The organism is Clostridium paraputrificum AGR2156 (assembly GCF_000424025.1).
Taxonomy (GTDB): domain Bacteria; phylum Bacillota; class Clostridia; order Clostridiales; family Clostridiaceae; genus Clostridium; species Clostridium paraputrificum.
In genome coordinates, this window is the sequence record NZ_AUJC01000006.1 from 190757 (window position 1) to 202683 (window position 11927).

15 protein-coding genes and 1 pseudogene are annotated in these 11927 nt (G+C 28.4%); 5 read left to right on the forward strand and 11 right to left on the reverse strand.

Features of this window, described 5'->3' with window-relative positions:
• Positions 1–14: 14 nt before the first annotated feature.
• Positions 15–692 carry a hypothetical protein gene (locus tag G594_RS0107715; protein ID WP_027098058.1) on the reverse strand — a complete coding sequence of 226 codons (678 nt, stop codon included), beginning with the start codon at positions 690–692 and terminating at the stop codon, positions 15–17.
• A 717-nt stretch (positions 693–1409) separates the two neighbouring features.
• Between G594_RS0107715 and G594_RS19600 the strand changes: the two genes are divergently transcribed.
• Positions 1410–1835, forward strand: a complete 426-nt coding sequence (locus tag G594_RS19600; RefSeq protein WP_027098059.1) for a hypothetical protein — start codon at positions 1410–1412, stop codon at positions 1833–1835.
• A gap of 47 nt (positions 1836–1882) precedes the next feature.
• Here the strand turns inward: G594_RS19600 and G594_RS20295 are convergent, their stop codons facing one another.
• The 3 genes from G594_RS20295 to G594_RS0107735 form a co-directional block, all read right to left on the reverse strand.
• Positions 1883–2044, reverse strand: coding sequence for a hypothetical protein (locus G594_RS20295; RefSeq protein ID WP_167539553.1), 162 nt, complete (start codon positions 2042–2044; stop codon positions 1883–1885).
• A gap of 66 nt (positions 2045–2110) precedes the next feature.
• The gene (locus G594_RS20300) at positions 2111–2287 is read right to left on the reverse strand and encodes a hypothetical protein (RefSeq protein WP_167539554.1); all 177 of its coding nucleotides are present in this window, start codon (positions 2285–2287) and stop codon (positions 2111–2113) included.
• Positions 2288–2562: 275 nt separating this feature from the next.
• On the reverse strand, positions 2563–2964 hold the full coding sequence (locus G594_RS0107735; RefSeq protein ID WP_027098060.1) for a DUF1259 domain-containing protein: 402 nt from the start codon (positions 2962–2964) through the stop codon (positions 2563–2565).
• A 153-nt stretch (positions 2965–3117) separates the two neighbouring features.
• On the opposite strand from G594_RS0107735, the gene G594_RS0107740 reads away from it, so the two are divergent.
• Together G594_RS0107740 and G594_RS0107745 are read left to right on the forward strand one after the other, a co-directional pair.
• On the forward strand, positions 3118–3348 hold the full coding sequence (locus tag G594_RS0107740; RefSeq protein WP_027098061.1) for a DUF1659 domain-containing protein: 231 nt from the start codon (positions 3118–3120) through the stop codon (positions 3346–3348).
• Between the two features lie 43 nt (positions 3349–3391).
• Positions 3392–3610, forward strand: coding sequence for a DUF2922 domain-containing protein (locus tag G594_RS0107745; RefSeq protein ID WP_027098062.1), 219 nt, complete (start codon positions 3392–3394; stop codon positions 3608–3610).
• Between the two features lie 138 nt (positions 3611–3748).
• On the opposite strand, the gene G594_RS0107750 is transcribed toward G594_RS0107745, so the two are convergent.
• The 5 genes from G594_RS0107750 to G594_RS0107770 are packed head-to-tail and all read right to left on the reverse strand — an operon-like array spanning position 3749 to position 10084.
• Complete coding sequence (locus tag G594_RS0107750) at positions 3749–4246, reverse strand: GrdB-related putative oxidoreductase (protein ID WP_027098063.1); 498 nt, start codon at positions 4244–4246, stop codon at positions 3749–3751.
• A gap of 15 nt (positions 4247–4261) precedes the next feature.
• Positions 4262–5590, reverse strand: a complete 1329-nt coding sequence (gene celB / locus G594_RS0107755; protein ID WP_027098064.1) for a PTS cellobiose transporter subunit IIC — start codon at positions 5588–5590, stop codon at positions 4262–4264.
• 19 nt (positions 5591–5609) lie between these two features.
• Positions 5610–5930 carry a PTS sugar transporter subunit IIB gene (locus G594_RS0107760; RefSeq protein ID WP_027098065.1) on the reverse strand — a complete coding sequence of 107 codons (321 nt, stop codon included), beginning with the start codon at positions 5928–5930 and terminating at the stop codon, positions 5610–5612.
• Positions 5931–5948: 18 nt separating this feature from the next.
• Positions 5949–7046: a DUF871 domain-containing protein gene (locus tag G594_RS0107765; RefSeq protein ID WP_027098066.1), complete on the reverse strand. Its 1098-nt coding sequence runs from the start codon at positions 7044–7046 to the stop codon at positions 5949–5951.
• Positions 7047–7060: 14 nt separating this feature from the next.
• The gene (locus G594_RS0107770) at positions 7061–10084 is read right to left on the reverse strand and encodes a glycoside hydrolase family 2 TIM barrel-domain containing protein (RefSeq protein ID WP_027098067.1); all 3024 of its coding nucleotides are present in this window, start codon (positions 10082–10084) and stop codon (positions 7061–7063) included.
• A 182-nt stretch (positions 10085–10266) separates the two neighbouring features.
• Between G594_RS0107770 and G594_RS20735 the strand changes: the two are divergent.
• Positions 10267–10655 (forward strand): annotated as a pseudogene (locus G594_RS20735) (AraC family ligand binding domain-containing protein); the annotation flags it as partial.
• A 228-nt stretch (positions 10656–10883) separates the two neighbouring features.
• Positions 10884–11105 (forward strand): helix-turn-helix domain-containing protein, encoded by a 222-nt coding sequence (locus tag G594_RS20505; RefSeq protein WP_242829710.1) that lies wholly within the window; start codon positions 10884–10886, stop codon positions 11103–11105.
• Positions 11106–11182: 77 nt separating this feature from the next.
• Here the strand turns inward: G594_RS20505 and G594_RS0107780 are convergent, their stop codons facing one another.
• On the reverse strand, positions 11183–11383 hold the full coding sequence (locus G594_RS0107780) for a hypothetical protein (RefSeq protein WP_027098068.1): 201 nt from the start codon (positions 11381–11383) through the stop codon (positions 11183–11185).
• Positions 11384–11548: 165 nt separating this feature from the next.
• Positions 11549–11770, reverse strand: a complete 222-nt coding sequence (locus G594_RS0107785; protein WP_027098069.1) for a hypothetical protein — start codon at positions 11768–11770, stop codon at positions 11549–11551.
• Between the last annotated feature and the right edge of the window lie 157 nt (positions 11771–11927).

The window sequence follows — 11927 nt, forward strand, 5'->3', positions numbered from 1 at the left end:
GTATAATTAACTATTTATTCTATAGTTTTAATTTCTCTTATCTTCAAATATAAACTTGTGTAGCCTATTGTCATAATTGAAGTAATGACAGATGATATAATTATACCTACTCCCGATGATATAGTTGAATTAAATAGGTGGGTTAATAACCATAATATTGTATAATCATTAATTAAATATATAATTATTTCAATTATGGACATTTTAAAAATGCATCCTCTAAAACCTTCACTAAAACTAATACTGTTACCTATAGAATCAATTATCCCATTATTATCAAGGGTAAAAACTTGAAGATAAAATGCTGTAAATATGCAGAATAGCACTCCTGGTATGATTACTAATAATGTTCCAATAAGGGTTAAAATAACCACTGTTAAATATAGCACTAAAGCAGGAAAACTTCTCGGAATCACTTCCTTAATAATATTCTTCACATAAACTTCTTCTTTTTTATATTTTTTCTCTACTATCTTAATTATTGTCATATATCCAATTAAACTTATAAAGTCACCAAGAACATCAAAGACAAACTCTTTAATTGTAAGATTATCACCAGCACTACAAATTGTAGACACAAATGTTCCTACTAATATAAAAGTCATAGTTACAATTAAAATTTCCATATTTTTAAACTTTCTAAGTGACTCTTTGAGAATTTGTAAAATTGATATTTTTGAATTTTCTTCCATTTTATATCCCTCCATATTTAGAATATATATTTAATTAACTTCATAACTTTATTCTAAATACAAATAACCTATATTTCATTAAAAAAGTAATGAAATATAGGTTATTTGTACTAAAATGTTAAATTTATACAAGTTTTATTCAATCAGGCAAACTATTATTTGCCTATCACTAAAGAATTATCTTCTTCTTTTATTACAACATATTTTGTTAATTGATCATTACTTATGGTACGGTTCACTATTCATTATTCTAAAGTTAACTTCAAGTCTTTTCTAATTAAACTTTAAAACTCCCAATAACCTTTCTTGTTTCTTCAATATACTCATCAGTTATCCTATCAATTTTCTCACAAATAGATTACAAATTGTAGTTCTTACAATCAGAAATAATATTCTCATTTAATAATGAACACTCCATCTCGTAATCCAAGGTTGAATTCCTTATAGCTAAAGCTATCTCCTTCTTATCGTAGCGATCAAACTCTCAAACTCTTCATCCCTCAATTTAATTTTATCTTCCATGATAAATACCTCCAAAAATTATTTTCAAATAAAATATATGTATTTTTAGAATTCATTTCATAAAAACCCCTTCAAGCCCGCATTTTTACTATAACTTCTTAAGTTCTTTTCTTCTTAAGTTCTTAACTTGTCAAAAATTTAAGAACTTATCTTTTTGCATATAAAATTTATAGAAAAACAATTTGGAGGTTTGAAATGGCAAGAAGAAAAAAAGAATTTACAATGTCCAAAGATGATTTATGTTACGAAGAACCAATTGATGAAATCTGTTTTACAGATTATGTACCACCATCTAAAGATGTTGTTGCTAGCTTTTGTTTTACTGATGAAGCTAAAGAAGAGAATGCAGTTTTTGAAAAAAAAGAGACTCAACCTGTCACTCAAATCAACTTTACTACCCCATCTATTGAAGATAAGAGACATAAAGCTCACCCCAATGGTATTACGCCACCTATAGATGGAGAGTATTTTGAAGTCCGTAGATCTTATTCTTTTAGAAAATCTACACTAATAAAGCTTAATCAAATTAAAGGCACAAGCACTGACTACAATATCTATATGAATACTATTATTGATAGTGCTATCTGCTTTTATTATAATCATGTAATGAAAAAAACTTGAGTGTAGCACCTCTCAAGTTTTATGTCACAATTTCTTAAGATTATATATTAATCAATTTCATCCTCTTTCAGGAAAAGACATGCAATCATCGATGCAATCCAAGAATAATGAATGAAAGGTGCTAATGCTAATCCTATAATTACAATAAGAAAAGGGATGCTAATTTTTTTATTATTCATATAGGTTTTAAACTTTACTATAAAGCTCATTAAAATCGCCTCCGTTAGTTCGTTTATTTTACAATTAATTATTTAGCTTACTAGATAAACTGGAATTTATCTTTTCTCAACTTTATCATCTCCCAGTGCAATAAACCCTGCTGTAACTGCAAGTGCAAGCATTATATCATGTTTTCCAAACGGATTTGTTACAACGGAATATACTAAAAACGCTGTGCAAATTAACAATACAACCAATATAATACCACGCAAAATTTTTCTACTTTTAGACAACTTTATAATCCCCCCCAACTTCTAATTTATCGTTTAGTAAAAAAACTACAAACTATAATAATACAATTATGAGCTAATTATAGCATATTTTCCCAACACCGTACTATTCAATTTTCAAAGAACACTTATGTCATACTTTCTATATATTCACAATTAATCAAAATTTTATAATTTCATAGGCATAAAAAAAGAACCCTATCATTAGGATTCTTTTACATTTTACCTTTTTAAAAGATATGATTAGTAAAGTATAAATAGCTGAAAAATTGTTTATCTTATCTTCTTAATACTCTAAAAGCTTCTGCCACTTTTATAGCAAAGTCTAATGGCCTATCAATAGACTCAAAATGAATATACATAAGTCTTGGATTATCAAATAACCAGTGATTATGAAAAGCAGTTACTAATATGCCCCTTTTTCTTAGTTCAGTTATAAAATTATTTATCTCGTCTTGAAGTATAACTGTTTCACCTAAATTAAGAGTTCTACCATTATTATCAGGACACTCAAAAGAGAACATTGCTGGTAAAGCTAATGGTGATTGTGTTCTTCTTCCTAATATTTCAGCTCTTATATTTCTCATAAACATTACTGTACATACATCATTATCCCTACTTAAAACCTTAGCTCCAAGTATTTCAGCAAATCTATCACAAGTTCTACAAAAATTTGACATAAAATTTCCCTCCAAATTATAAAAATCTTATCTGTAATATACATAATATGAAGTTATGTACAATTTGGTTAATCATTCTTGTATTACTTTACATATTACTTTTTTAACTTCTGCATATATCATTTATGAATACTTTGAAAGGAGGAATTTATTATGGCAATTACTAAGGTTTTAGCTAGTTCTGCTTTAGTTATTGAAGTAGAAAATGGATCAGACAAAAACGGAGCTCCAACTTATAGAAAGAAATCTTTTGCTGGAGTTAAGGGAAATGCTGCTGTTGAAAATGTATATGCTGTTGCAGATGCTGTGAAAGCAGTAATGAAGAATCCAACTAGAAACTACTACCTAAATGACTCTAACTTGCTTGACAACGACCAAGAGTAATAGGGGTAATTTCTAAATCTTAAAGAAAGGGAGGAACTAGGTTATGGAGTTTACTTTATCAATGACTTTCACTACTTCTAATGGAGATAAATCTACTATCTCTATTGAAGGAGTTAAGGAAAACTTAACTCAAGCTGAAGCTTCAACTTTAATGGATACCATCATAGAAAAAGATATTTTCCTTACTAAGAATGGTACATTAACTGGCAAGTATTCAGCTCAGTTAGTACAAAGACAAGTTACTAAGTTTAATGTAGCTTAATAAAAAATATGGGATAGATATTTATTTTCCTTGTTCCATCGCAAGCTCAAATTCACAGAAAAATAAAATTCTATTCCCTTCCTACTTAAGGTAAGGAAAATAGGCTTGCAAGTGACTGCAAGCCTATTTTTTCTATATCTATTCTATTTCATTACTATCTACTAATCTTTTTGCAACACTACAAATATTCTTAAAAGCTTCTCTAAGTCCACTTTCTCCCTTATTAGGTGTCTTAATAATTGTAATTTTATCATTATACATATCAATTACTTCTGAGCGATCTTCTGAAATTGCTGCTAAAGCTTTTGTACTAGTTGTTGTTACAATATCATAAGCTACTTTTGCACACATAGAAGCAGAATCTGCATAACTTAATGAAGGTCCACATATTACAACATCCGGATTTAACCTTTTAACCATGCCACAAAGCTTACGACTAACCTCCTCTGGATTTTCAAGATATGTTCCAGTTCCACAATAAAGTGTTGCAACTATATTACCATCTATTTCTTTTAAATAAGGCTTCATAATTACCCCTGGTCCAATTATCTCCTTTGTTCCAGTAAGAGGAATCATTTTATCATTTTTTGTTCCATATCCAGATTGAACTTGATCTAATATCATTATAACTTTCATAATTAACTTCCCATCCTATAAATCGTCAAATGATAAATCATCAAGAGAGATATCATCATCTGAGCTTTCACTTGCCTGTAATTCTTCCTTTTTATATTGCTTATCCATCATCTTTACAAATGGCATATAAATGAATACACCTAAAATTACAAGAATTAATTGAAGAAGTGCTCCTCTCCAGCCAGTTGTTAAAAATCCAGATATAATAACAGGAGTTGTCCATGGCATACTTACTCCGCTAGTAAATGGAACTAGTCCACTAACCATTGAAAAATATGATATTAAAATATTTATAAGTGGTGTTAATAAAAATGGAATTAAAATTGTTGGATTTAATACTACAGGTAATCCAAATATAACAGGTTCATTTATTCCAAATAATGCAGGTACAATTGAAATCTTACTTAAGTTTTTAATACGTTGTGATCTACATACAATAATCATTGCAATTAACATAGATAATGTTGATCCAGCTCCTCCAAATGTAGTGAACAAGTCATAGAACTGTTGATTTATTACATTTGGAAGTGCAGTTCCTGCTTGGAATGCTGATAAATTTTCCATTGAAAGCGGTGTTAATATAGGCTGCATTATACTACCAACAATAGAACCTCCATTTATTCCAAAGAACCAGAAGAAATGTTGGAATCCCATTGCAACTAATACTGCACCTAATGTATTTCCTAACACTAGAAGTGGTTGTTGTAAAAATTTAAATATAAAATTAAATGCATTATCATATGGTGTAATTGCTATTAAACTATTAGCTAAAAAGAATACTCCAAGTACTACTGCTGAAGGAACTAACGCTGCAAATGATTGAGTAACTGCTGGTGGAACACCTTTAGGCATTTTAATTATCCATCCTTTTTTAATTACCCATGCGTATATATGAACTGATACAAATGCAGTTATTATTCCTATGAATATTCCTTTAGAACCAACCCAATCTAATGGAATTCCATTTAATGTTACACTTCCATCTGTAACTTTATATGGCATTAATATAAACCATGATACTACAGCTACAGCAGCTCCTGATAATTTATCTACATTTAATTCTCTTGAAAAAGAATATGCAATTCCAACTACAGCTAAGATAGCCATAATATCAAATGTTGCACTTGTTGGTTTAGCCATATAGGCTGTCCAATTTTCTCCAAAAAATCTTGCCCAAAATTCTGTCCAATTATTAATTGGGAAGTTTGCAATAAGTAAGAAGAATGATCCTATAATTAATAATGGTGTTGTAAGTAAAAATCCATCTCTAATAGAAATTAAGTATTTATTTTTCCCAATCTTTTCAGCAAGTGGCATAAAAATTGATTCTAATTTATCTAACATTAATAATCACCTCACTTTTTTATTTATTACTTTTTATAAGCTTTATAGCATGTTTTAATATTTTTTCTCCATTCATCATTCCATAATCATCAGAATTAATTACTTCAATTGGAATCCCACTATTTTCATAACGTTTTGAAATTTCCTTATATCTATACTTTACTTGAGGACCTAATAAAATTACATCTGGATGTTTTTCTTCAACAACTTCATCTATCTTCCCATCTGGAAAAGCTTTTATTTCTAGTGGAAGCTTATGCTCATTAGCCACCTTTTGCATATTATTAGCTAACATACTAGTTGACATTCCTGCACTACAAAATAAATATATTTTTTTCATTCTACCCTCTCACTTTCTTTATAAGTTTTTCTTGAATGTAAATATTTTTCTAGGTTCCATATAATTAAGTAAAAATAATTCTTCCTTTGGTATATGCCCAATTACATTCTTTCTTCCATCATTAGGCATATCTTTTAGTACAATGTGAAGCTCACCTTTATATCTTGAATATTCATCATTTAATATAACAACGTCTCCTCTTTTCATATCCACAGCATTTGCTTTTTGAATAGATTCATTAGCAAATGTTCCTCTTGGAGCACTAGAACGAGCCATATATTCACTAACGTCTCCTCTATTTGCATGATTTTCCTTGTAATATAAAATTTCATATTCTACTTCAGTTAATTCTTTATCTAACTCAATTCCAAATGTTAAAATTCCAGGATTAATTTTTGAACATGCTTCTAATTCTTCTTCTGAAGCATAAGCATTTCCTATCATAACGTCATCAATCATTCTAGTAGCAAATAGATGTCTTACTTGTAAATCTATAGGCAAATCACGATGCATTTCTAAAGTACATAACCCTTCCCTTACTGGCCAAGGCCCAAATGTATCATTATTATTACTAGATACAAAAGCTGCTGTATGTAACCCATACTCTTTCATTGCTTTATTACAATTATTAAAGTGCTCTAAACTTAAACCTGTATATCTTTGTGGGTAAAAATTGTGACAAGTAATAACCTTATCTTTGTTTGGAAAATTACTCATTACATTATCTAAGTACCCACTACCCCCACTTGCATTTAGCTCTATTTTTAAACCACCTTGGTTATATGTCATAAGACTTTCTTTTACTCCATCAAAACCTTCATCTAATCTTATTCCATCTGCATGTATCTCACTAAATAAAGATAAATCATCATAAGATACACCAAGATCTTTAAAAACTACTGGATTAACATCAAGAATTACTTCCATGCCCTCTTCATGTGCAACATCAATTAATTCTCTAAATTCATCTATAAGCTCTTCCCTTGTCTTTTTTCCTATACTTAATAGACATGTAAAAACTCTTTTAAATCCATATTTTCCAGCTAAACGAATGTATTCAATATCCTTTTCCTTTGTTGAATGTTCTGGATATATAGAAATTCCAAGTCGTGCCATTTAAATCCCTCCTGTTACCTTTCTTCAAACTTTAAATAGAAATTAAACTTCATAGATTTTTCATTTAATCTGTATTTATGATCTAATTCTGGACCACAGCTATTAGACCCAATTCCACTTTGTTTGTAGTCAATTATTAAATAGGTTGCATCATCTTCAACTAATTCAAAGTTATGCTTTTTATTTGTTAATTCTTCAGTTGAAAAATGAGATACATTAAAACTGAAATCATCCTGTGACGCTACATAAATACTTGAATTTTCATTATAGATTTCAACTTCTTTACATAAACTTCTGCTTCCATTTTCCTGTGGACGAATATAGTCTTCATGGATTTTTGAAACACTTGAATTAAATCTTCCTAAATAACTAGCATAATGTTTATCTTGATAATTCTCATAAGGTCCTAACCCAAAATAACTTAAATTCTCATAAGATTTATCTAATTTAATTTCAACTCCAAACCTTGGTAAGAAAGGTGAATTAACATTTTTAACTGCATCAATCTCAGATTTTATCAAACCATTTGGTAATATAATCCACCTAATTACAATATCTAATACTTTCTCACGGTATATAGGAATCAAACTCAAATGACTGGTAATTGTTATAGAACTTTCTTTATTTTCTATTGTAGTTTTGTATACTCTTGACTCTAAGTTATTAAAGCCAGCTTCTATCCACTGAAATTTTATTTTTCTATCATTATCAGTAGGAGCACGCCATACTTTAAACTTCATAGAATCTTCAATAAATCTACATTTTTTATTTTCTATTAATTTGAATAATGCAGTGTTTCTATCATAAATATAGTTAAAATCTCCATTGACTATATTTATTTCTTCTGCACTTTCATTCACTATAAATACTTCTTCACAACTTTTTACTTCTGTAATACTTTCAAAAGATTTAAGACTTTTCACATTATTTGACCAAACTATTTGGTCATGTCCTAATTTCAATCCTTCTTTATATAATAGAAAATCAGCTTTTACAATGTATTCAAATAATATAGTTACAATTGTATTTGGTATTTCTGGCAAATCTAAATAATACCATTTTTCTTCCTTAGATTTTAAAGTATCAATAAGCAATTCTTTGTCACTAATAACATTTCCATCAGAAAAAAGCTTATATTTAACCTTTAAAAAGTTACCTATATCCTTGAAATCCATCGTATTTTTAAGCTTAACTTTTTTATTAACTTCATCTACCTCAATTAGCCTTATTGGTCTATTAATGTTTTGATATTCCAAAAGTCCTGTATGAGGAATACGATTTGGATATACCAATCCATCAACACAGAAGTTTCCATCATGAGATATTTCTCCAAAATCACCACCATAGCCATACATTGTTTTACCATCTTTACTTTTTCCAATATCTATAGCATGATCGCACCATTCCCATACATAGACCCCTGCAAATTCTTTATGATCTTGAATTAATTCATCATATTCTTTTAATCCACCAGGACCATTTCCCATTGCATGTGCATACTCACATAATATAAATGGCTTATCTATCCCCTTGTTGAAATACTCTTTTATTTCATCAATGCTAGGATACATTCTACTTATAACATCTATATTGCTAAAGTCATTTTCTCTATTTTTATCAGCATAAAATGCACCTTCATAATGTAATAACCTAGTGTTATCTAACTCTCTAGCTCTTATTAACCCTTTCTCAAAATTACACCCAAAACCTGATTCATTACCAACTGACCACATAAAAATACATGGTCTATTTTTATAAGGAATAATAGAAGCTTCAATTCTATCTTCTATAACTTTTTCATAAATAGGATCATTTGCTATCATATTATAGTTTTCAAGATATCCAAGGCCATATAATTCAACTACACCATGAGTTTCAATATCTGCTTCACTGATAACTAGGAATCCATACTCATCGCACATTTCATAAAAAATTGGTGATTTGGGATAATGAGCTGTTCTAATTGAATTAAAGTTATATTGTTTCATTAGCCTTAAATCTAAAAGTAAATCCTCTTCTGTCATAACATATCCATTTAAAGGATGGCTATCATGATGATTTACACCACGTAATTTCACATTTACTCCATTTAGCTTTAAAACACTATCTTCAACTGAAATTACTCTCATTCCAACTTTTTCTTTAATAACTTCATCCTCTGTCTTAATTAATAAAGTGTATAATAATGGTTCTTCAGGATTCCAAAGTTCAACATCCTCTATTTTTAAAGTAACAGAATCATTATTTATAAGGCCTGACTGAATAACTTCACCTTTAGGATTTAATAAACTATAAGTAATATTAGGATTGTTTACCTTGTCTGTAACTTTGAAATTTAAAAATCCTATTTTATTTTCTAAGTTAATATCAGTATCTATTTTATAATCTACAATTCTTGGCTTAGCTCTCTCCAAAATATATACATCTCTAAAAATACCAGACATTCTAAACTTGTCCTGATCCTCAAAATAAGTACCATCACACCACTTTAAAACAAGTACTGCCATTGTATTTTTTCCTTCTAATATTTCTTGTGTTATATCAAACTCTGAAATACTATGAGAAATCTGGCTATATCCAATAAACTTACCATTTAACCAAATATAAAAGCATGAATCTACTCCTTCAAAGTTCAAGTGGTAATCCTTATCCTTAGAGAAATCATCTATTTCAAAATCCCTTATATAAAACCCACATGGATTATTGCTTGGCACAAATGGCGGATTAAAACCGATAGGATATTTAACATTTGTATACTGATGATTATCATATCCCTCCATTTGCCAAAGAGAAGGAACTTTTATTAAGTCAAAACTTTCATTTTTATTATTTAAAAGATTATCAATATTAATATTTCCTATGCTATTGAAGTACTTAAACTTCCAAGTACCATTTAGTGATTTAAAACTCTTTTGATTATCTCTACTAATCTCTTTAAGTGCTTCATTAACACTTTCAAATGGAACATAATAACTTCGTCTAGGCATCATATTTACATGTAAAAAAGAAATATTTTCATGATATGAATTTAATAACACCTTTACCCACCTTTCTTCAAATATATAGATTATGAAAAGTCATCATAAACATATATTTTTGTTTTAAGAAAGCGCTTACTTAAATACATTTATATTATAATTGATAAATATTTACGTTTACATAGAATTATAGCGCTAAAATATGTTATAATGTTTCTAAAATATCTGACAGAGGTAAAAAGATGCAAATTTTATGGAATAAATATAAAAGTAATAACTTTGAAGCAAATTTAGATGAATGTGGAATTGAACAAGGTACCCCTGGAGCTGGTTATAATTATAAAGTAGAAAAAAATGCTGTTATACATTATATTTCAAAAGGTAGCGGAACCTTTAAGATTAATGATAAAATTTATACATTAAAAAAGGGGATGGTTTTATTCTATTAAAAGATATGAATGTAGAATATATCCCTTCTATTAATGATCCTTGGAAGTATTATTGGATAGGATTTAGCGGACAAAGTTTAAATGAATATCTAAAAAGAACTTCAATTATAGATTCATGCGTTATTAACTTTAGTAAAAAATCTAAAATTCCCAATCTTATAATTGATATGTGTAATATTTCAAAGAAATATGATCAAACTTCCTCTGATGATATACTACTATTAAGTAAATTACATCTACTTTTATACTATATATCATCAGAATTTCCTAAGGCTTTTAAATATAATAACAATCTAACTCATACTTATATCCAAGAGGCTACTACATTTATAAATAATAATTATATGAATCCAATAACAGTACAAGAGGTAGCTGATCATGTAAACTTAAGTAGAAGTTATTTATATAAGATGTTTATTAAACATCTTGGTGAATCTACTCAAAGTTATTTAATTAATATTAGAATGTATAAGTCATCCATATTATTAAAAGAAACCAGTTTATCTATAGCAGAAATTGCAAATAAGGTTGGCTACAGTGATCCCTTATTGTTTTCTAAAATTTTTTCTAAACACTTTTCTATGTCAGCCTCAAAATATAGAAAAAGTCATCAAAAAAATAAAAAATGTTAAAATCATAATTTATAGGTTTTAAATGACTATATAAAAAAGAGGATCGCAACTTATTGCAATCCTCTTTTTCTTATCTCCTATTCTATCTTCTCTACTTTATCAAAATAAAGAGATATTTCTCCACAATTACTACATACAGCAGCCTTCACTTTTCCCTTTGTATCAGAAAAAATTCCAGTTCCTTTACCTAACATAACTGATGCTTGTGCAGTAATATTCTCTGTCTTTAACATATAACCTTCACTCATTGTTTCACCACATCTTAAACATTTCCTCATAGCTAACCCTCCAAACTTGAATTAATTGGTTACTTTTGAGTAATTATACCACAGTCCTAAACGCAAGAATACTTAACTTCATGTTTATTTTATCTACTCAACAAATTTAAACTTGCTATAAAATAGCTTTAATTAATTCTTAATTGCTTTAATAATTTTTCTTACTCATCTATCTAGGAATATAATAATTAACATAAATGCAGATGCTAATGCAGCTATGAATGCAATAAATATAGTTATTGTTTCATATTCACCAACTTTAAAAACTGGTCCTGTATTTCCACTAGTCCTTTCAACTTTTATACTAATATCTTCACTTGTTAAAGAAACCTTTGGCGTTATTCTTATTGGAATGAAATAAAATGCTAATATCCCTATACTAATCAATAAAATAATAATTGAAACTTTTTTATCTTTTTCATTTTATTAAAACCTCTTCTTTATCTATGCTATTTTTCTATTGCATATTCTAGTCACTGTTTCCCACTGATAAAGCAAATATTAATGCTTTTTTATAAAAATTAACATATTTTTTAAAAGAATA